Origin of the sequence: Bacillus sp. A01H (assembly GCF_045277205.1) — a bacterium.
Taxonomy (GTDB): domain Bacteria; phylum Bacillota; class Bacilli; order Bacillales; family Bacillaceae_G; genus Bacillus_A; species Bacillus_A paranthracis.
Window position 1 is genome coordinate 61641 of record NZ_CP117702.1, and the last position, 20860, is coordinate 82500.

General features: G+C 37.3%; 21 protein-coding genes, 2 tRNA genes and 1 rRNA gene (1 of these 24 running past the window's edge). All 24 read left to right on the forward strand.

The genetic code is table 11. From position 1 onward, the window contains the following. Positions 1-12: 12 nt before the first annotated feature. Positions 13-288 (forward strand): RNA-binding S4 domain-containing protein, encoded by a 276-nt coding sequence (locus PSR14_RS00320; protein WP_001234876.1) that lies wholly within the window; start codon positions 13-15, stop codon positions 286-288. Between the two features lie 58 nt (positions 289-346). Further along, complete coding sequence (gene yabP / locus PSR14_RS00325; protein WP_001059101.1) at positions 347-655, forward strand: sporulation protein YabP; 309 nt, start codon at positions 347-349, stop codon at positions 653-655. Further along, positions 652-1305, forward strand: a complete 654-nt coding sequence (gene yabQ / locus PSR14_RS00330; RefSeq protein WP_000059762.1) for a spore cortex biosynthesis protein YabQ — start codon at positions 652-654, stop codon at positions 1303-1305. Before yabP ends, yabQ begins: the two co-directional genes overlap by 4 nt. Continuing rightward, positions 1302-1661: a cell division protein DivIC gene (gene divIC / locus PSR14_RS00335; RefSeq protein ID WP_001208736.1), complete on the forward strand. Its 360-nt coding sequence runs from the start codon at positions 1302-1304 to the stop codon at positions 1659-1661. The genes yabQ and divIC overlap by 4 nt, the downstream gene beginning before the upstream one ends. An 87-nt stretch (positions 1662-1748) precedes the next feature. Next, positions 1749-2231: a S1 domain-containing RNA-binding protein gene (locus tag PSR14_RS00340; RefSeq protein WP_098487683.1), complete on the forward strand. Its 483-nt coding sequence runs from the start codon at positions 1749-1751 to the stop codon at positions 2229-2231. A 160-nt stretch (positions 2232-2391) separates the two neighbouring features. Beyond that, positions 2392-2465: transfer RNA gene (locus tag PSR14_RS00345), tRNA-Met, on the forward strand. Between the two features lie 13 nt (positions 2466-2478). Further along, positions 2479-2550 (forward strand) — tRNA-Glu (locus PSR14_RS00350). Between the two features lie 259 nt (positions 2551-2809). After that, positions 2810-5281 (forward strand): stage II sporulation protein E, encoded by a 2472-nt coding sequence (gene spoIIE / locus PSR14_RS00355; RefSeq protein WP_001123534.1) that lies wholly within the window; start codon positions 2810-2812, stop codon positions 5279-5281. Positions 5282-5506: 225 nt separating this feature from the next. Next, on the forward strand, positions 5507-6937 hold the full coding sequence (gene tilS, locus PSR14_RS00360) for a tRNA lysidine(34) synthetase TilS (RefSeq protein ID WP_000655447.1): 1431 nt from the start codon (positions 5507-5509) through the stop codon (positions 6935-6937). Next, positions 6934-7476, forward strand: a complete 543-nt coding sequence (gene hpt, locus PSR14_RS00365; RefSeq protein ID WP_000981838.1) for a hypoxanthine phosphoribosyltransferase — start codon at positions 6934-6936, stop codon at positions 7474-7476. Before tilS ends, hpt begins: the two co-directional genes overlap by 4 nt. 85 nt (positions 7477-7561) lie before the next feature. Then, entirely contained in the window at positions 7562-9463 is a 1902-nt protein-coding gene (gene ftsH, locus PSR14_RS00370) for an ATP-dependent zinc metalloprotease FtsH (protein WP_001079660.1), read from the forward strand. A gap of 227 nt (positions 9464-9690) precedes the next feature. Further along, the gene (locus tag PSR14_RS00375; RefSeq protein WP_000578367.1) at positions 9691-10479 is read left to right on the forward strand and encodes a type III pantothenate kinase; all 789 of its coding nucleotides are present in this window, start codon (positions 9691-9693) and stop codon (positions 10477-10479) included. 6 nt (positions 10480-10485) lie between these two features. Then, positions 10486-11361, forward strand: coding sequence for a redox-regulated molecular chaperone HslO (hslO, locus tag PSR14_RS00380; protein WP_000656366.1), 876 nt, complete (start codon positions 10486-10488; stop codon positions 11359-11361). 104 nt (positions 11362-11465) lie between these two features. Next, on the forward strand, positions 11466-12389 hold the full coding sequence (gene cysK / locus PSR14_RS00385; protein ID WP_001261709.1) for a cysteine synthase A: 924 nt from the start codon (positions 11466-11468) through the stop codon (positions 12387-12389). A 220-nt stretch (positions 12390-12609) separates the two neighbouring features. Then, entirely contained in the window at positions 12610-14007 is a 1398-nt protein-coding gene (gene pabB, locus PSR14_RS00390) for an aminodeoxychorismate synthase component I (protein WP_001189691.1), read from the forward strand. A gap of 5 nt (positions 14008-14012) precedes the next feature. Further along, positions 14013-14600, forward strand: a complete 588-nt coding sequence (gene pabA, locus PSR14_RS00395) for an aminodeoxychorismate/anthranilate synthase component II (protein WP_000602276.1) — start codon at positions 14013-14015, stop codon at positions 14598-14600. Continuing rightward, positions 14594-15466, forward strand: coding sequence for an aminodeoxychorismate lyase (pabC, locus tag PSR14_RS00400; protein ID WP_000909889.1), 873 nt, complete (start codon positions 14594-14596; stop codon positions 15464-15466). Before pabA ends, pabC begins: the two co-directional genes overlap by 7 nt. Then, entirely contained in the window at positions 15441-16301 is an 861-nt protein-coding gene (gene folP / locus PSR14_RS00405) for a dihydropteroate synthase (RefSeq protein WP_025991707.1), read from the forward strand. The genes pabC and folP overlap by 26 nt, the downstream gene beginning before the upstream one ends. Next, on the forward strand, positions 16302-16664 hold the full coding sequence (folB, locus tag PSR14_RS00410) for a dihydroneopterin aldolase (protein WP_000358059.1): 363 nt from the start codon (positions 16302-16304) through the stop codon (positions 16662-16664). Next, complete coding sequence (gene folK, locus PSR14_RS00415) at positions 16661-17176, forward strand: 2-amino-4-hydroxy-6-hydroxymethyldihydropteridine diphosphokinase (RefSeq protein ID WP_001059445.1); 516 nt, start codon at positions 16661-16663, stop codon at positions 17174-17176. Before folB ends, folK begins: the two co-directional genes overlap by 4 nt. Then, a complete protein-coding gene (locus PSR14_RS00420) occupies positions 17128-17331 on the forward strand; it encodes a helix-turn-helix domain-containing protein (RefSeq protein WP_000387027.1) in 204 nt (67 codons plus the stop codon). Before folK ends, PSR14_RS00420 begins: the two co-directional genes overlap by 49 nt. 23 nt (positions 17332-17354) lie before the next feature. Next, complete coding sequence (gene dusB / locus PSR14_RS00425) at positions 17355-18353, forward strand: tRNA dihydrouridine synthase DusB (RefSeq protein WP_000912268.1); 999 nt, start codon at positions 17355-17357, stop codon at positions 18351-18353. Between the two features lie 159 nt (positions 18354-18512). Continuing rightward, positions 18513-20012 (forward strand): lysine--tRNA ligase, encoded by a 1500-nt coding sequence (gene lysS, locus PSR14_RS00430; protein ID WP_000369677.1) that lies wholly within the window; start codon positions 18513-18515, stop codon positions 20010-20012. A gap of 404 nt (positions 20013-20416) precedes the next feature. Further along, positions 20417-20860 (forward strand): 16S ribosomal RNA (locus tag PSR14_RS00435) (it continues 1108 nt past the right edge of the window).

Genomic DNA, 20860 nt, shown 5'->3' on the forward strand with positions numbered 1-20860 from the left:
GGGGGATTTAATATGCGTCTAGATAAGTTTTTAAAAGTATCACGTTTAATTAAAAGAAGAACATTGGCGAAAGAAGTAGCTGATCAAGGAAGAATATCCATTAATGGTCAAGTGGCAAAAGCAAGTTCAGATGTAAAAGTAGCTGATGAATTAACAATTCGTTTTGGTCAAAAAATAGTAACTGTAAAAATAAATGAATTGAAAGAAACGACTAAAAAAGAAGATGCAGCAAATATGTATAGCTTAGTTCGTGAAGAAAAAGTAAAGGCCGAAGAAGGCTTGTTCTAAAATTGATTATCCCTTCATACATTACTATTAGCTAGTATAAATGTATGGGGGGATTTACGTGAATAATGGTTACTCACCTATGTCTTCTAATCAACAAAATGTTTCTGTAGAGCATGATATTATTATGCGTGGCAGACGTGTAATTGATATTACCGGTGTAAAGCAGGTAGAGAGTTTTGATAGCGAAGAGTTTTTACTTGAGACCGTAATGGGCTTTTTAACAATTCGCGGTCAAAATTTGCAAATGAAAAATTTAGATGTAGAAAAAGGTGTTGTATCGATTAAAGGGAAAGTTCATGAGATGCTGTATATTGATGAGAATCAAGGGGAGAAAACTAAAGGCTTCTTTAGTAAGTTGTTTAAATGAGTCTAACAATTCAGTTGTATACGATGCTCTCAATGATTGGAATGGGTGCTTGGATTGGAGCGTCTTTAGATACATACCAACGATTTTTAAAACGTCAAGAACGTAAGCGTTGGATTGTATTTATACATGATATACTATTTTGGATTGTCCAAGCATTATTCGTTTTTTACGTATTACTTCTTGTAAATGAAGCTGAACTACGTATATATGTATTTTTAGCATTATTATGTGGTTTTGCGGCATATCAAAGCATGTTGAAAGCAATATACATGAGACTGTTAAATTTTCTCATCTATATTTTTGTGCAAACAACACACTTTTTTGTTCAAATTATACAGCTACTCATGATAAAACCTGTTATTATTATAGCGCAGCTATTTATTGCATTTATATTATTCTTATTTCGTATACTGCTTTCAATTGGACATGTGTTATGGAAAATGGTGATTTGGATATTACTTTTCATATGGAAAGTTTTTTTCTGGCCTGTTCGATTTATTGCTTCGCTCATATGGAAACTTCTCCCTAATCGTGTTAAACTTTTTATAATGAAGCATGTAGGGTTCCTGCAATATATAGCAAAATTGAAGGGACATATCTTCCAATTATGGGAGCGTATAAAAAAGAAGTTAGGGGGACCTCGGAAATGAGGGAACTGAGACAAAGAACAATCGAAAAACAGAGTCCAAATCCTGTTAAAGAGCATATAATACAAACGGATGAGAACAGGAAGCGACTTTATCGCCGTTTAGCGGTTTTTCTTGTCTTTGCTTTTACAATTATTGCGAGTATTAGTGTAACGTTTTATCAACAAAACAGTTCCATTAAAGCAAAAGAAGCAAAAGTTAAGGACATGAAAAAAGAACTGGATTCATTAACGAACAAAGAAAAGAGTCTAAAAGACGAAGTTCAAAAGTTAAATGATGAAGAGTACGTATTAAAGATTGCTAGAAGGGATTATTTCTTCTCTGGAAAAGGGGAGATAATTTTTCCTGTTTCTAAGTAGAGTATGTCTTATTGACACTATATTTTAGGATTATATATAATAAAGTAAAATTTGACTTTTTAACCACTAAGGAGGAGCATTTTTTTTATGTCAATCGAGGTAGGCAGCAAGTTACAGGGTAAAGTAACAGGTATTACAAATTTTGGGGCTTTTGTGGAGCTGCCAGAAGGCTTAACGGGTCTTGTTCATATTAGTGAAGTTGCTGATAATTATGTGAAAGATATTAACGATCACTTAAAAGTGGGCGACCAAGTAGAAGTAAAAGTTATTAACGTTGAAAAAGATGGTAAGATTGGTCTATCTATTAAAAAAGCGAAAGAGCGTGAAAAAACAGAAGGAAATCGTCCACGTGGTGAATACCAACGCGGTGGTGATCAACAACGTTCTGGACGTCCACAACGTAATCGTTCTTTCAACAGAGATAACCGTGGTGGCGGTAACGACCGTGCTCCAAAAGAAACATTCGAGCAAAAGATGGCACGTTTCTTAAAGGATAGCGAAGATCGTTTAACTTCTTTAAAGCGTAACACTGAATCTAAACGTGGTGGCCGTGGCGCACGTCGCGGATAATAAGAACGTTTAATTCTTAGAATATAGAGAGGTGCCCAGGGCGATTGCTCAGGGTGCTTTTTTATATGGGAAAATATATTTTTAAAAAAGTTTTCAATATGTGTTGACTTTAAATTATATCTGAGGTAAGATACTAATTGTCCGTTAAATAAGACGACATGGCGGTGTAGCTCAGCTGGCTAGAGCGTACGGTTCATACCCGTGAGGTCGGGGGTTCGATCCCCTCCGCCGCTATATTTAATTTAACGGCCCGTTGGTCAAGTGGTTAAGACACCGCCCTTTCACGGCGGTAACACGGGTTCGAATCCCGTACGGGTCATCTAAAAAGATCATGCAAATGCGCATGATCTTTTTTTGTTAAATAAATTAAGACATACAACACTTCTACAAAATCACCCTATATTTTCTGAATGTTCGATTAAAATATTAAAAATAAAATACATACTGTGTATATATGTAGAGTTATTTCGAATAAAAAGTCGAACGATTATAAAAGTGAAAACTGTTGTTTTGACAAAAATCCCAATAATCATCTTTTATAATGACAGTAATTAAACTATGCAGGTGGTGTTAAAAATATGCCTAAAGCAGGAAGGAATACTATGAATACAAGTGCATTGGCAATGAATGAAGGTCAGCTTGGAGGAGTAAAGTGGACGAGTAAGTTGCGAATGAAGTTTGAGCAAGTTTTCTTTAGATGGGGATTCATTATTGTTGTTATTGGTTTTCTTTTGGGACGAGCATATATATTAACAAACATTTTACCGTTTGCACTACCGTTTTTTGCTGCTGTTTATGTTATGAAGCGGGATAAAATGCCGCTCGCATTCTTGGCCCTAATGGGGGGCGCACTTTCAGTTTCGATAGATAATTTATTCTTTACCTTTGCATCTATTTTTACTTTCTTCATTTATAATATCTTCTTTAGTCGGTTTACACGTAAAACTGTTGGACTTGTACCATTCCAAGTATTTATCTCCGCATTAACTGCACATTTAGTTGTCGTATATTTTGCACAACAAACTGTTACCATGTACGATTTACTCGTTAGTACGATTGAGGCAGGGCTTAGCTTCGTATTAACTATGATATTTTTACAAAGTGTCCCGCTTTTAGTAGAAAGAAAAGGGAAACAACAAGCGTTAGAGACAGAAGAAATTGTTTGTTTAATTATATTACTAGCATCTGTTTTAACTGGTACAACAGATTGGTTCGTATATGACGCTTCTATTCAACATATTTTTACTAGGTATTTAGTGCTTGTGTTTGCGTTTATCGCAGGAGCGGCTACAGGATCTACAGTAGGGGTCGTCACTGGGTTAATATTAAGCTTAGCAAATGTCTCTAGTTTGTCCCAACTTAGTCTGCTTGCCTTTTCTGGATTGCTTGGTGGTTTGTTAAAAGAAGGGAAACGCTTAGGTGTTAGTTTAGGTTTATTAATTGGGACAAGCTTGATTACGCTATATGTAGACAAGCAAACAAACATTGTGACAACTTTAATTGAATCTGGTGTGGCGATTGCTTTCTTTTTATTAACACCGAAACTTGTTATGGATCGTATTGCTAAATTTATGCCAGGCACACAGGAGCATTCGCAAGATCAACAACAGTATTTAAGAAGAATGCGTGATGTTACAGCGAATAAAATCAATCAATTTGCCAATGTATTTGCTGCTTTATCTAATAGCTTTTCTGTATATGGATATGTGGAGGAGGAAGATAAAGAGACGGAGGCAGATTTGTTCTTAAGTACAATTACTGCAAAAACATGTCAAACATGCTTTAAAAAGGACCAATGCTGGGTAGTTAATTTCGATAAAACGTATGATTATATGAAACAAATAATGAGTGAAACGGAAGAAGGAACTCTGCAGCATAATCGGAAGTTAGTTCGTGAATGGGACAAGCATTGCGTAAGAGGCAAGAAAGTGACGGATTTAGTAGCGGGTGAATTAGATCACTTCTATGAGGGACAAAAATTACGAAAACAAATGAAAGAAAATCGTAGAATAGTAGCGGAGCAATTGTTAGGTGTATCAAAAGTTATGGAGGATTTTGCTAAGGAGATACAAAGAGAAAGGGAAAATCATCAAGTACAGGAAGAACAGATTCTGCAAGCGTTTCGTGATTTTGGTGTAGAAATAGAGCATGTTGATATTTATTGTTTAGATAGAGGAAGTATTGATATTGAAATGTTGATTCCAGTTGCATCTAATGAACATGGAGAGTGTGAAAAATTAGTTGCACCAATGCTTTCTGATATCCTGAAGGAAAACATAGTTGTGAAACATGAAGAAAAATCTTCTTATCCGAATGGGCACAGTTTAATATCATTTGGTTCAGCAAAAACGTATTCCCTTGATACCGGCTTGGCCACAGCCGCGAAAGGCGGTGGGTTTGTTTCGGGTGATTCTTATGCGATGATGGATTTAAGTGTTGGGAAATATGCCCTTGCAATTAGTGATGGTATGGGAAATGGGCAAAGAGCTCATATGGAGAGTAAAGAAACGGTGAAATTATTACAAAAAATACTTCAATCAGGTATTGATGAAGAAATAGCGATTAAGTCTATTAACTCTATTCTTTCTTTAAGAACAACAGAAGAGATGTTTACGACGTTAGATTTAGCTATGGTAGATTTACGGGATGCGAGTGCGAAGTTTTTAAAGATTGGATCGACGCCGAGTTTTGTTAAACGCGCAAATAATATTTTGAAAGTTGAAGCAAGTAATTTACCGATGGGAATTATCGAGGATGTTGAAGTTGATGTAGTGGGTGAGCAATTAAAAACAGGTGATATTCTTATTATGATGAGTGATGGGATTTTTGAGGGCGCGCAGCATGTGGAGAATCACGAGTTATGGATGAAGCGGAAAATTAAAGAGTTACAAACTGAAGATCCGCAAGAAATTGCTGATATCATTATGGAAGAGGTGATTCGATCTGGCGATGGTTATATAAATGATGATATGACTATTGTAGTAGCGAAAGTGAAGAAAAATATGCCGAAGTGGGCTACCATTCCAATTGTAGGAATGCAAGCGCAATAAAGTGAAACTTGAAGTGTAATGTTTCTTTCTAAAAACCTAGGTGAATACCTAGGTTTTTTTGCTTTAAAAGATAATGTTATTATTTTTGTGAATATATACGGATGATGTAAGATAAAAATGTAATTTTTGTATATCTTTTTTTTGCACAATGTTTGTAAAAGTTGTACCATTATAAACAAGGTAACTAACGTTGCTGTTCTTGTTTAATGAAAGGTGATTACGAAGTTGAAAGATACATTTGTTGAAAAGGTAGATGACTTTGTAAAGCAGCATGATGTATTAAAGGAACGCTCAACAATTGTTGTAGGGGTTTCTGGTGGTCCTGACTCTTTGGCTCTTCTATATTATTTGTTAGAAAAAAGAGCGGCAAAACAGTTTGAAATTGTAGTGGCGCATGTGGATCACATGTTTAGAGGTGATGAATCTCATGAGGACCTACAGTTTGTGCAGGACCTTTGTAAAGGACTGGGAGTTATTTGCGAAACGATAAGAATTAATGTGTCGCAATATCAACAGCAATACGGGATGAATGCACAGGTTGCTGCTAGAGAATGCAGATATGCATTTTTGGAAAGAATAATGAAGAAATATGATGCGAGATATGTAGCCCTTGGACATCATGGTGATGACCAAGTAGAGACGATTTTAATGCGTCTTGTACGAGGGAGTACTCCGAAAGGATATGCAGGAATTGCAGTGAAGCGTCCTTTTCATAATGGATATTTAATTAGGCCGTTACTTGGAGTAACAAAGGAAGAAATTGTTGATTACTGTAATAAGCTGAAAATAATTCCTCGTATAGATCCAAGTAATAAAAAGGAAGTATATACAAGGAATCGATTACGTAAATACGTTCTTCCTCATTTGAAAGAAGAAAACCCACAAGTGCATGAGAAATTCCAAAAATTTAGCATGCAGATGCAAGAGGATGAGGCGTATTTGCAGGAATTAGCTTTTGAGAAAATGAATAAAGTAATTACAAAAAAAAGTGATAAACAAATTAGCTTATCAATTCCTGCCTTTGAATCCATGTCTATGCCTTTACAAAGAAGAGGGATTCAACTAATATTAAACTATCTTTATGAATATAAGATTCCATCTTCTCTTTCCTCTATACATATTGACAAAGTGATTGAGTTTTTTAAGCGGACACAACCTTCGGGTTCACTTGATTTCCCAGGTGATTTGAAAATTGTTCGCGCATATGAGGAGTGTAGCTTTGGATTTAAACAAGAAATTGTTTCTCCTTTCTTACAAGATTTATCAGTTCCCGGAACAATTACGCTATCGAACGGGGATAAACTTGTAACAGAGGTGAGCGAAGATATACCAAGTGACATGAATGAAACAGTATTTGTTGCTAAGTATAATGATATATCATATCCACTTCGTATTCGGTCTAGAGAAAATGGAGATCGCATGTCAATACAAGGTATGAATGGCACTAAAAAGATAAAAGCTATTTTTATCGAAGCAAAAGTACCAAGAGAAAAAAGAGAAGAATGGCCGGTCGTTTGTGATGCAAGTGGGAATGTTATTTGGTTACCCTTGTTGAAGCGATCTGCATTTGCTATCTCGAAAGAGACAGCAAAGAAGGATAAATATATGATTATTCACTACAAAAGCAAGGAGTCTTCCGGGAGGATAATGAAATGATGAATCAAGATATCGAAAAAGTATTAATTTCTGAAGAGCAAATACAAGAAAAGGTGCTCGAATTAGGCGCAATTATTGCAGAGGATTATAAAAACACAGTACCTCTTGCGATTGGTGTACTAAAGGGTGCAATGCCATTTATGGCAGATTTATTAAAGAGAACAGATACATATCTTGAAATGGATTTTATGGCTGTATCTAGTTACGGTCACTCAACTGTTTCAACAGGCGAAGTGAAAATTTTAAAAGACCTTGATACTTCTGTAGAAGGTCGCGATATTTTAATCGTTGAAGATATTATTGATAGCGGTCTTACGCTAAGTTACTTAGTAGACCTATTTAAATATCGTAAAGCGAAGTCTGTAAAAATCGTTACGTTATTAGATAAACCAACAGGCCGTAAGGTAGATTTGAAAGCGGATTATGTTGGGTTTACTGTACCGCATGAATTTGTTGTAGGATATGGATTAGATTATAAAGAGCAATACCGTAATCTTCCTTATGTAGGAGTATTAAAACCAAGCGTTTACTCAAATTAATTAAATACAGGCGTCACAATTGTATAGGAAAGTTTTTCTATGTTACGATTTACTATAGTGTTTATGCCGTGAGAGGAGGTTAGGAATGAATCGTATCTTCCGTAATACCATCTTTTATTTACTGATATTCCTAGTAGTAATTGGAATCGTGAGCTATTTTAATGGTTCGACACAAAAAACGACATCAGTTAGCTACGATAAATTCATTACTAAACTAGAAAAAGGTGAAGTGCGTAATGTGCAGCTTCAACCGAAAAATGGTGTGTTTGAAGTAAAAGGACAATTTAATAACTCTAGCCAGGGAGAACAATTTGTTACTTATGCACCAAATACTGAGGAATTACAAAAGAAAATTAATGATAAAGCGCAAGGTGCTGAAGTTAAGTATCAACCAGCAGAAGAAACAAGTGCTTGGGTAACCTTCTTTACTTCTATTATCCCGTTTGTCATTATCTTCATTTTATTCTTCTTCTTATTAAACCAAGCTCAGGGCGGCGGTAGCCGTGTTATGAACTTCGGGAAAAGTAAGGCGAAGTTATATAATGACGAAAAGAAAAAAGTTCGTTTCAGAGATGTTGCTGGAGCAGATGAAGAGAAACAAGAGCTTGTTGAGGTAGTTGAATTCTTGAAAGATCCTCGTAAGTTTGCTGAAGTTGGTGCCCGTATTCCGAAGGGTGTTCTATTAGTGGGACCTCCAGGTACAGGTAAAACTTTACTAGCACGTGCCGTTGCGGGTGAGGCAGGCGTTCCGTTCTTCTCTATCAGTGGTTCTGATTTCGTAGAGATGTTCGTCGGTGTCGGTGCATCACGTGTACGTGATTTATTCGAAAACGCAAAGAAAAATGCTCCTTGCATCATTTTCATTGATGAAATTGATGCGGTAGGACGTCAACGTGGCGCTGGTCTTGGTGGTGGCCATGATGAGCGTGAACAAACGTTAAACCAATTGCTTGTTGAAATGGATGGATTCGGTGCCAACGAAGGTATTATTATCATCGCTGCGACAAACCGTCCTGATATTCTTGACCCAGCATTATTACGTCCAGGTCGTTTTGACCGTCAAATTACAGTAGATCGTCCAGATGTAAATGGCCGTGAAGCTGTACTGAAAGTGCATGCTCGTAATAAACCGCTTGATGAGAATATCAACTTAAGAGCAATTGCAACTCGTACACCAGGATTCTCTGGTGCCGATCTTGAAAACTTATTAAACGAAGCTGCTTTAGTAGCTGCGCGTCAAGATAAGAAGAAAATTGATATGAGTGACATTGATGAAGCGACGGATCGTGTTATTGCAGGTCCGGCTAAGAAAAGTCGTGTTATCTCTGAAAAAGAACGTAATATCGTTGCTTTCCATGAAGCGGGCCACACTGTAATTGGTGTTGTCCTTGATGAAGCTGATGTCGTTCATAAAGTAACAATTGTCCCTCGTGGTCAAGCTGGTGGATATGCAGTAATGCTTCCAAAAGAAGATCGTTACTTCATGACAAAACCAGAGTTACTTGATAAAATCACTGGTTTACTTGGTGGTCGAGTAGCTGAAGAGATTGTATTTGGTGAAGTAAGTACAGGTGCTCATAATGACTTCCAACGTGCGACTGGTATTGCAAGACGTATGGTAACGGAATTTGGTATGAGTGATAAGCTTGGACCAATGCAATTTGGTAGCTCACAAGGTGGTCAAGTGTTCTTAGGAAGAGACTTCCATTCAGAACAAAACTATAGTGATGCGATTGCACACGAAATCGATATGGAAATGCAAACGATTATGAAAGAATGTTATGCTCGTGCAAAACAAATTCTTACTGACAATCGTGATAAACTAGATCTTATTGCGAAAACGTTACTTGAAGTAGAAACGTTAGATGCAGAGCAAATCAATCATTTATGTGACTATGGCAGATTGCCAGAACGTTCAACATCTTCAGCTGATGTGAAAGTAAACATCAACATGAAGAAGGACGATGAAGAATCAGAAGATAAGTAAGAAGAGATGAAGGAGTGACGATAGTCACTCCTTTTTTATTTGTAGAAGGGAACTAAGTAGAAAAAGAATTTAAATAAATCTGGTACTAAAAATTGAAATAGGGAGTAATCTTTTTGTAAAATGATGAGGATAGAAAAGCTGATTATATAAGTATGTGTGATATGATGTTTTTATAAGTTTTATACATACTGCACAAATATAGATTAAATAAGATAAGTGGTGAGAATATGATTTTTGTATTGGATGTAGGGAACACAAATGCTGTACTGGGCGTGTTTGAAGAGGGGGAACTTCGTCAACATTGGCGCATGGAAACGGATCGTCATAAGACAGAAGATGAATATGGAATGCTTGTAAAACAGTTGCTTGAGCATGAGGGTCTTTCGTTTGAAGATGTGAAAGGTATTATCGTGTCTTCAGTCGTACCACCAATTATGTTTGCTTTAGAGCGCATGTGTGAAAAGTATTTTAAAATTAAGCCGCTTGTAGTAGGTCCTGGAATAAAAACGGGGCTAAATATTAAATATGAAAATCCACGAGAAGTAGGTGCGGATCGAATCGTAAATGCAGTAGCAGGAATCCACTTATATGGAAGTCCGCTTATTATTGTCGATTTTGGTACGGCTACTACATATTGTTATATTAACGAAGAAAAGCATTATATGGGTGGAGTTATTACACCAGGAATTATGATTTCAGCAGAGGCTTTATATAGTAGAGCGGCAAAACTTCCTCGTATTGAAATTACAAAACCAAGCAGTGTAGTTGGGAAGAATACGGTAAGTGCGATGCAATCCGGTATTCTTTATGGTTATGTTGGACAAGTGGAAGGTATTGTTAAGCGCATGAAAGAGGAAGCTAAACAAGAACCAAAAGTTATTGCAACAGGTGGATTAGCGAAATTAATTTCAGAAGAATCGAATGTAATTGATGTTGTAGATCCATTCTTAACATTAAAAGGTTTGTATATGTTATACGAGCGTAATGCAAATTTACAGCATGAGAAAGGTGAATAAATAAGTATGAAAGATTATTTAGTAAAAGCGTTAGCATTTGATGGGGAAGTGCGTGCGTATAGTGTACGTACTACAAACACGGTAAGCGAGGCGCAAAGACGTCATGATACATGGAGAACAGCTTCAGCGGCACTTGGTCGTTCTTTAACTGCAGGTACAATGATGGGGGCAATGTTAAAAGGTGACCAAAAGCTAACAATTAAGGTAGAAGGAAATGGTCCGATTGGTCCTATCTTAGTAGATGCTCATGCAAATGGAGATGTACGTGGTTATGTAACGAATCCACATGTTGACTTTGAAGGAACAGAACAAGGGAAATTACGTGTATATCAAGCGGTAGGTACTGAAGGATTTGTAACGGTAATTAAAGATATTGGTATGCGTGAGCCGTTTATTGGTCAATCTCCAATTGTTTCAGGAGAATTAGGAGAAGACTTCACGTATTATTTTGCAGTTTCTGAGCAGACGCCTTCTTCTGTAGGTGTTGGTGTCCTTGTAAATGGAGACGATAGCATATTAGCGGCAGGTGGATTTATCCTTCAAATTATGCCGGGTGCACAGGAAGAGACAATTTCATTCATTGAAGAGCGTTTGCAGAAGATTCCTCCTGTATCAACATTGATCGAACAAGGGCTTTCTCCAGAAGAGTTACTGTATGCAGTCCTTGGAGAAGATAAGGTAAAAGTATTAGAAACGATGGATGTTCAATTTAATTGCACATGCTCACGCGAACGTATAGAGAGTGTGTTAATTAGTTTAGGTAAAACGGAGTTAGAGCAAGTTCGTGAAGAAGAAGAAGAAACAGAAGTTCATTGTCATTTCTGTAATGAGCGATACAAGTTCTCTAAAGAAGATATTACAAATTTAATTGAGAATTTGTAATAAGGGAATTTACCCTCTAAATACATTGACAAACAGAGAATTTTCTGACAAAATCTAAATATAGACAAAACCAATAAAAATACTCGGTGTTAGGAGTGACAGGAATGCGAGTGGCACAATCAGTTTCAGAATTAATCGGGAAAACGCCGATCGTTAAGTTGAACCGCATCGTAGAATCAGACAGTGCAGATATATACTTAAAATTAGAATTTATGAATCCGGGGAGCAGCGTTAAAGATCGTATCGCATTAGCTATGATTGAAGATGCTGAGAAAAAAGGATTATTAAAAGAAGGCGATACAATCATTGAGCCGACAAGTGGTAACACAGGAATTGGTTTAGCGATGGTAGCAGCTGCTAAAGGATATAAGGCAATTTTAGTAATGCCAGAAACAATGAGCGTTGAGCGTCGCAATTTATTACGTGCTTATGGCGCTGAATTAGTATTGACTCCAGGGCCTGAAGGAATGGGCGGAGCAATTCGTCAAGCGACTGAATTAGCAAAAGAACATGGCTACTTTATACCGCAACAGTTCAAAAATCAATCAAATCCAGAAATTCATCGTTTAACAACAGGTCCAGAAATTGTTGAGCAAATGGGCGACCAATTAGATGCATTTATTGCAGGTATTGGTACAGGTGGAACGATTACTGGTGCTGGTGAAGTGCTGAAGGAAGCATATAAAGATATTAAAATTTATGCAGTAGAACCTGCGGATTCACCAGTGTTATCTGGTGGAAAACCGGGTCCACATAAAATCCAAGGAATTGGGGCTGGATTTGTTCCAGAAACATTGGATGTAGAAGTATATGATGAAATCATTCAAGTGAAAACAGAGCAAGCGTTCGAATACGCAAGAAGAGTGGCTAAAGAGGAAGGTATTTTAGTTGGTATCTCTTCAGGAGCAGTTATTTATGCAGCGACAGAAGTTGCGAAAAAGTTAGGTAAAGGGAAAAAGGTACTTGTTATTATCCCAAGTAATGGTGAACGTTATTTAAGTACACCACTTTATCAATTTGAGTCTTAATTACATGTGATTGAAAAAGCATCCTTAAAAAAGGATGCTTTTTCTTTTTGGATTGGAAATAGGAAAAGAGTGAATGACTAGAAAACTTCATGTAAAATAAGAGGTAGTATCATTAATTTATTTTCACTAGCCTTCGAATATAACCCTTCTATATACATAACGAATGTAGCTTGAAGTGGTTAATATAAGAGGGTGGGATAAAAGAAGACGGGGTGTTGATATGCAACGAAGAAAATCTTTAGCGCTTTCTATTCCATATCAGTTAGATTTCTTTAAGCAATATAAATTTCTTTCTAAGGATAAACCGCAACATATTTTGTTAGAGAGTGGACGTGGCGGTCGTTATAACATCGTGGGATTAAACCCAGTAGCGGTAATCCGAGGGAAGGGTGAAACGTTACATATAAGTGAAAGTGGTAAGGAAACAATAAAGCAAGGAAACCCATTAGATTTAATGCAGGAATATATGGAGCGATGGAAAACGGATTATAATCCGGAATACCCGCCTTTTCAAGGTGGTGCAATTGGTTACTTTAGTTATGATTGCATCCGTTATATTGAAAAACTTCCTTCTCTTGCGGAAGATGATATTAATATACCTGATATATTCTTTTTATTATTTGATGATGTGTTTGTGTATGATCAAAAAGAAAAAGTATTATGGATTATTACACATTATGTAGATAAGCACGAAGAGGCAAAAGAGCGATTAAATGAATGGAAGATTCTTTGGGCAACAGAAGCGCCGGAAGTGACTATACCGTTTGCGTGCCCTGAAAAGAAAAATGAAGCAGTTGCTTTTACTGAAGAAAGCTTTATGAAGGCGGTTGAATGTATTCAAGAATATATTGGGGCTGGTGATGTGTTCCAAGTAAACTTGTCGACAAGACAAGAAAGAACGTTACAAACACACCCACTAGAAATATATACAAGTCTTCGTGAAATTAATCCATCTCCATATATGGGTTACTTGGAGCTCGGGGATTTTCAAATTGTAAGTGGATCGCCAGAGTTGCTAATTAAGAAACAGGGAACTGAAGTAAGTACAAGACCAATTGCTGGAACGAGATCTAGAGGGGCAAATGAGCAAGAGGATGAAGAATTGGCAAGGGAATTAATTGAGAATGAAAAAGAAAGAGCAGAGCACGTCATGCTTGTAGATTTAGAGCGAAATGATTTAGGACGTGTTTGTAAATATGGCACTGTAGAAGTAGACGAGTTTATGGTAATTGAGAAATACTCACATGTTATGCATATTGTTTCTAATGTGCGTGGTGAGGTGGAAGAAGATAAAGATGCTTTCGATTTAGTGAAGGCTGTATTCCCTGGAGGAACAATTACGGGTGCTCCGAAAATACGTACGATGGAAATTATTGAAGAATTAGAACCTGTTCGCCGAGGGATTTATACAGGTTCAATCGGTTGGATCGGTTATTCTGGAGATACAGAATTGAATATTGTAATTAGGACACTTCTTGCTAAAGACGGAAAAGCGCATGTACAAGCTGGGGCGGGAATTGTAATTGATTCAAATCCGGAAAATGAATATAAAGAGTCGTTAAAAAAGGCGATTGCTTTATGGCGTGCAAAAGAACGTAGTGAAGAAACGGTTAGGTGAGAGAAATGATATTAATGATTGATAATTATGATTCTTTTACATTTAATTTAGTGCAGTTTCTTGGAGAACTTGGACAAGATCTTGTTGTTAAACGTAACGATGAAGTGACTATTTCAGATATTGAGAATATGAAACCAGACTTTTTAATGATTTCGCCAGGTCCATGTAGTCCGAATGAGGCAGGAATTAGTATGGAGGTTATTCGATACTTTGCTGGAAAGATTCCGATTTTTGGGGTTTGTCTTGGTCATCAATCTATTGCGCAAGTGTTTGGTGGAGAGGTTGTTCGTGCAGAGCGATTAATGCATGGGAAAACATCGCTTATGCATCATGACGAGAAGACGATTTTTTCGGATATCCCTAATCCGTTTACCGCGACACGCTATCATTCCCTTATTGTTAAGAAAGAGACGTTACCTGATTGTTTAGAGGTAACGTCTTGGACAGAAGAAGGGGAAATTATGGCGCTCCGCCATACAACATTACCGATTGAAGGTGTGCAGTTCCACCCGGAATCTATTATGACTTCTCACGGGAAAGAGTTGTTGCAGAATTTCATTCGTAAATATAGTCCAAGTGTGACATCATGTTAATTTACGTAAATGGTCAGTATGTAGAATCGAGTGAAGCGAGAATTTCTCCTTATGATCATGGTTATTTATATGGTCTTGGAGTTTTTGAGACTTTTCGTATTTATAATGGTCATCCTTTCTTATTGGATGATCATTATGACCGTTTAATAGATGCGCTGGATACATTGCAAATAAAATGGACGATGACGAAAGATGAAGTAATGCTTATTTTGAAGAATTTAATCGTTAAGAATAAATTAGAGCATGCGTATGTCCGTTTTAATGTATCGGCGGGTATAGATGAAATTGGATTGCAAACAGAAATGTATGAAGAGCCGTCTATTATTGTTTTTATAAAACCTTTAGCGGCCCCGGGAGATGTAGTGGAAAAAGAAGGGGTTATCTTAAATCAAGTAAGAAATACCCCAGAGGGTGCATCTCGCTTGAAGTCTCACCATTATTTAAATAACATTTTGGGGAAACGTGAAATTGGAAATGGTGTGAATAAGGAAGGGATTTTCCTGACTGAAGTAGGTTATGTTGCAGAGGGTATTGTTTCGAATCTCTTTTTTGTGAAAGGTGATATTTTATATACACCTTCGCTTGAAACAGGGATTTTAAATGGTATCACTCGTGCGTTTATTATAAAGGTTGCTGAAGAGATTGGTATAGAAGTAAAAGAAGGTTTCTTTACAAAAGATGAATTACTTTCAGCCGATGAAGTCTTCGTAACAAACTCGATTCAAGAAATTGTTCCGCTTAATCGTATAGAGGGACGAGATTTCCCGGGTAAAGTAGGTATGGTTACAAAAAGATTTATGAACCTTTATGAAATGCAGAGAGAGAAATTGTGGAGCAGAAATGAATTACGAAGAGGAGATGTGTAGTTTGAAGTGGGATTATGATTTGCGCTGCGGCGAATATACATTGAACTTAAATGAAAAAACGTTAATTATGGGGATTTTAAATGTAACACCAGATTCGTTTTCTGATGGTGGGAGTTACAACGAGGTAGATACTGCAGTGCGCCATGCGAAAGAAATGCGAGATGAAGGTGCTCATATTATTGATATTGGTGGCGAATCTACTCGTCCGGGCTTTGCTAAAGTGTCAGTGGAAGAAGAAATAAAACGAGTTGTTCCAATGATTCAGGCTGTTTCAAAAGAGGTGAAATTGCCTATTTCTATCGACACATATAAAGCGGAAGTTGCAAAACAAGCAATCGAAGCTGGTGCTCATATTATTAATGATGTTTGGGGAGCGAAGGCGGAACCGAAAATCGCTGAAGTTGCGGCTCATTACGATGTACCTATTATCTTAATGCATAATCGCGATAACATGAATTATCGTAATTTAATGGCTGATATGGTTGCTGATTTATATGACAGTATTAAAATTGCTAAAGATGCTGGTGTACGAGATGAGAATATCATTTTAGACCCGGGCATCGGTTTTGCTAAAACACCTGAACAAAATTTAGAAGCGATGCGTAATTTAGAACAGTTAAACGTACTAGGTTATCCAGTTCTCTTAGGTACTTCAAGAAAGTCCTTTATTGGGCATGTGCTAGATTTGCCGGTAGAAGAACGTCTTGAGGGGACGGGAGCTACCGTTTGTCTTGGTATTGAAAAGGGTTGTGAGTTTGTTCGTGTTCATGATGTGAAGGAAATGGCACGTATGGCTAAGATGATGGATGCGATGATTGGTAAGGGGGTAAAGTAATTGGATAAAATTTATATTCATGATATGGAGTTTTACGGTTATCATGGTGTATTCCCAGAGGAAAATAAATTAGGCCAGAGATTTAAAGTGGACTTAACGGTGGAATTGGATTTGAAACAAGCAGGAGAAAGTGATGACTTAGAGCATTCTGTTAATTATGGAGAGCTTTTCGAATTATGTAGGAAAGTTGTAGAAGATAGAACATATAAGCTTGTAGAGAGTATTGCTGAAAATATTGCTACAGATATATTGAAACAATATGAGAGTATTTCAAGATGTACGATAAAGGTAATTAAACCAGATCCGCCGATACCAGGACATTATCGTGCTGTAGCGGTAGAAATTACGAGAGAACGCCCATGAATAATATAGCTTACATTGCATTAGGTTCAAATATTGGAGAACGTTATACGTATTTAACTGAAGCGATTCAGTTTCTGAATAAAAATCCTTATATCAAAGTTGAGGATGTTTCGTCTGTATATGAGACGGAACCGGTTGGCTATACTGACCAAAGTTGCTTTTTAAATTTAGTTATAAAAATTTCTACCAATTTATCACCGCAAGAATTATTGAAAGTAACGCAAAAAGTAGAAAATGATCTAGGAAGAAAAAGGGAAATTAGGTGGGGACCTAGGACTATCGACCTTGACATTTTACTATATAATCAAGAAAATATTGAAGCAGAGAATCTTATTGTTCCGCATCCGCGGATGTTCGAAAGAGCTTTTGTTATCGTTCCGTTGTTAGAGATTAATCAAGATATAAAACAAAACATTTCACGTTCACAAGTAGAAGAAATGAAAAGGCGAGAGGGAGTAACGGTATGGAAGCAGAAAAATGGGGAAGACGCATTCGTGCTTTTCGAAAACTAAAAGGTTATACGCAAGAAGGTTTTGCAAAAGAATTAGGGGTATCTGTATCTGTTTTAGGTGAAGTTGAGCGAGGAAATCGATCGCCTTCCCAAGACTTTGTAGTGGAAGTTGCTAAAGCATTAAAGGTCTCGATAGATGAGCTAATGCCAAAGTGACCATGAAGGAAGGAGTAAATCGAGTGTTAAAAATCGCAAATATTGAGATGAAAAATCCGGTTGTATTAGCACCGATGGCGGGAGTGTGTAACTCTGCATTCCGTTTGACAGTAAAAGAATTCGGTGCAGGCCTAGTTTGTGCTGAAATGGTAAGTGATAAGGCGATACTACTGAACAATAAAAGAACATTAGATATGTTATATATTGATGAGAGAGAAAAGCCATTAAGTTTACAAATTTTTGGTGGCGAGAAAGAAACTCTTGTAGATGCTGCGAAATACGTAGATCAATATACGACAGCAGACATCATTGATATTAATATGGGGTGCCCAGTACCAAAAATCGTTAAGTGTGATGCAGGAGCAAAGTGGCTTTTAGACCCAAATAAAATATATGAAATGGTAGCGGCAGTTGTAGATGCTGTAAAAAAACCAGTTACAGTAAAAATGCGTATTGGTTGGGATGAGGATCATATTTTCGCAATCGAGAATGCGAAAGCTGTTGAGCGTGCTGGTGGACAAGCGGTAGCAGTTCATGGGCGCACACGAGTACAAATGTATGAAGGAAAAGCGGATTGGGATATTATTAAACAAGTAAAGCAAGCTGTAAATATCCCGGTTATCGGAAATGGTGATGTCGCAACGCCGCAAGATGCAAAGCGTATGCTTGATGAAATTGGTGTAGATGGTGTTATGATTGGCCGCGCTGCCCTTGGAGATCCATGGATGATTTATCGTACGGTAAAGTATTTAGAGACTGGTGAATTAATGCCGGAACCGACAGTACGTGAGAAAATTGACGTATGTATGTTGCATCTAGATCGTCTGATCGATTTAAAGAATGAAAATGTCGCTGTAAGAGAGATGAGAAAGCACGCAGCTTGGTATTTAAAAGGCATTCGTGGTAATGCAACTGTACGTAATGGTATCAATGCTTGTAATACGCGTGAAGACCTTGCAAATGTATTAGGTACATTTGTAGAAGAAGTAGAAGCGAAACAACAAACAATTCACGTTGGTTAATAATAGGAAGGGAAGATTGACATTCTTCTATACACTTCCTATAATTACGTGAAAGAAAGAAGAACTGCCAGTTAGTTGCTGGCAGTTTTTCTAGTTGAGTAGAAAATGCTATACTGTATATATTGTAAAAATTAATAGAGCTGGAGTGATATCAATACCATGGATAACATGAACCACGAAGAATTAAACGACCAATTGCTTGTTCGTCGTGAAAAGCTACATAACTTACGTGAGCAAGGGATCGATCCGTTCGGTAAACGTTTTGAACGTACAAATGCAACAAATGAATTATTAAGCCTATATGGAGAGTTCTCTAAAGAAGAATTAGAGGAGAAAGAAATCTCTGTTTCTATCGCTGGTCGTATTATGACAAAACGCGGTAAGGGAAAAGCTGGATTTGCACATATTCAAGATTTACATGGACAAGTTCAAATTTACGTTCGTAAAGATGCTGTTGGAGATGAAGAGTACGAATTATTTAAAACAGCAGATTTAGGTGACTTAGTAGGTATTGAAGGTAAAATTTTCAAAACGAACGTTGGAGAACTTTCAGTGAAAGCAACGGGATTTACGCTATTAACGAAATCTCTTCGTCCATTACCGGATAAATATCATGGATTAAAAGATGTTGAACAACGCTACCGTCAACGTTACTTAGACTTAATTACAAGTATGGAAAGCCGTGAAACATTCGTTACTCGCAGTAAAATCATTCGTGAAATGAGAAGATACTTAGATGACAACGGTTATCTTGAAGTGGAAACACCTATGATGCATGCAATTGCAGGTGGAGCTTCTGCGCGTCCTTTCATCACGCACCATAATGCGTTAGATATGGAATTATATATGCGTATCGCAATTGAACTTCATTTAAAACGCCTTATTGTGGGTGGATTAGAAAAAGTTTATGAAATCGGCCGTGTATTCCGTAACGAGGGTGTATCAACTCGTCATAACCCTGAGTTTACGATGATTGAATTATATGAAGCGTATGCTGATTATAAAGATATTATGAAACTAACAGAAAATATGGTTGCTCATATCGCGAAGCAAGTACTAGGTACAACAACAATCCAATATGGTGATTATGAAATTAATCTAGAACCAGAATGGACACGTCTTCATATGGTAGATGCAATTAAAGAACATTCTGGAGCAGATTTCTGGAATCCGATGAGTGTAGAAGAAGCGCGTGAACTTGCAAAAGAACATAATGTAGAAATTAAGGATACAATGGAAGTTGGTCATATTATTAATGAATTCTTCGAGCAAAAAGTAGAAGATAAATTAATCCAACCAACATTTATTTACGGTCATCCGGTAGAAATTTCGCCACTTGCGAAAAAGAATGACGAAGATCCACGATTCACAGATCGTTTCGAATTATTTATCGTTGCACGTGAACATGCAAATGCATTCACTGAATTAAATGATCCAATCGATCAGAAAGAACGTTTTGAAGCGCAATTAAAAGAACGCGAACAAGGTAATGATGAAGCTCACATGATGGATGATGATTATATCGAAGCTCTTGAGTATGGTATGCCTCCTACAGGTGGACTAGGAATTGGTATTGATCGTCTTGTTATGTTATTAACGAATGCACCATCTATTCGTGACGTACTATTATTCCCTGCTATGCGTCATAAACAAGACTAAGCTTTGGAGATTTCTCCAAAGCTTTTTTTATCGCGATTGGTGAGGCTTGATTAAAGTTTCACTTTATTTGAGTATGAGTGTGGAGATTAGATGTTGATGTTGGAAGAAATTATATTTATATAGAAGAAAAGTGCTGTTTTTATACTTTTTTACTAAGTTAAAAATTTTATTAGAAAAACTATTGCATTTTAATAATCAAACTGGTATATTTATATTCGTTGCCACGAAAGGTAACAAGCAAAACAAACGAAAAACAACTTTTTGAAAAAAGTTGTTGACGAAAATATAACAAAATGTTATATTAATAAAGTCGCTTCTGAGCGACGAAGTAGTTCTTTGAAAGCTGAACGAAACAAACAACGTGAAACGTCAATTTTTATTTTATGATGCTAGACAAACTAACTTTATTGGAGAGTTTGATCCTGGCTCAGGATGAACGCTGGCGGCGTGCCTAATACATGCAAGTCGAGCGAATGGATTAAGAGCTTGCTCTTATGAAGTTAGCGGCGGACGGGTGAGTAACACGTGGGTAACCTGCCCATAAGACTGGGATAACTCCGGGAAACCGGGGCTAATACCGGATAACATTTTGAACCGCATGGTTCGAAATTGAAAGGCGGCTTCGGCTGTCACTTATGGATGGACCCGCGTCGCATTAGCTAGTTGGTGAGGTAACGGCTCACCAAGGCAACGATGCGTAGCCGACCTGAGAGGGTGATCGGCCACACTGGGACTGAGACACGGCCCAGACTCCTACGGGAGGCAGCAGTAGGGAATCTTCCGCAATGGACGAAAGTCTGACGGAGCAACGCCGCGTGAGTGATGAAGGCTTTCGGGTCGTAAAACTC

Coding starts and splice junctions, on each gene's coding strand:
- hpt (WP_000981838.1), top strand. CDS start 6,934: ATGATGAATCAAGATATCGAAAAAGTATTAATTTCTGAAGAGCAAATA.
- hslO (WP_000656366.1), top strand. CDS start 10,486: ATGAAAGATTATTTAGTAAAAGCGTTAGCATTTGATGGGGAAGTGCGT.
- PSR14_RS00375 (WP_000578367.1), top strand. CDS start 9,691: ATGATTTTTGTATTGGATGTAGGGAACACAAATGCTGTACTGGGCGTG.
- spoIIE (WP_001123534.1), top strand. CDS start 2,810: ATGCCTAAAGCAGGAAGGAATACTATGAATACAAGTGCATTGGCAATG.
- folP (WP_025991707.1), top strand. CDS start 15,441: ATGAATTACGAAGAGGAGATGTGTAGTTTGAAGTGGGATTATGATTTG.
- PSR14_RS00340 (WP_098487683.1), top strand. CDS start 1,749: ATGTCAATCGAGGTAGGCAGCAAGTTACAGGGTAAAGTAACAGGTATT.
- pabB (WP_001189691.1), top strand. CDS start 12,610: ATGCAACGAAGAAAATCTTTAGCGCTTTCTATTCCATATCAGTTAGAT.
- PSR14_RS00320 (WP_001234876.1), top strand. CDS start 13: ATGCGTCTAGATAAGTTTTTAAAAGTATCACGTTTAATTAAAAGAAGA.
- PSR14_RS00420 (WP_000387027.1), top strand. CDS start 17,128: ATGGAAGCAGAAAAATGGGGAAGACGCATTCGTGCTTTTCGAAAACTA.
- folK (WP_001059445.1), top strand. CDS start 16,661: ATGAATAATATAGCTTACATTGCATTAGGTTCAAATATTGGAGAACGT.
- lysS (WP_000369677.1), top strand. CDS start 18,513: ATGGATAACATGAACCACGAAGAATTAAACGACCAATTGCTTGTTCGT.
- yabQ (WP_000059762.1), top strand. CDS start 652: ATGAGTCTAACAATTCAGTTGTATACGATGCTCTCAATGATTGGAATG.
- pabC (WP_000909889.1), top strand. CDS start 14,594: ATGTTAATTTACGTAAATGGTCAGTATGTAGAATCGAGTGAAGCGAGA.
- divIC (WP_001208736.1), top strand. CDS start 1,302: ATGAGGGAACTGAGACAAAGAACAATCGAAAAACAGAGTCCAAATCCT.
- ftsH (WP_001079660.1), top strand. CDS start 7,562: ATGAATCGTATCTTCCGTAATACCATCTTTTATTTACTGATATTCCTA.
- cysK (WP_001261709.1), top strand. CDS start 11,466: ATGCGAGTGGCACAATCAGTTTCAGAATTAATCGGGAAAACGCCGATC.
- pabA (WP_000602276.1), top strand. CDS start 14,013: ATGATATTAATGATTGATAATTATGATTCTTTTACATTTAATTTAGTG.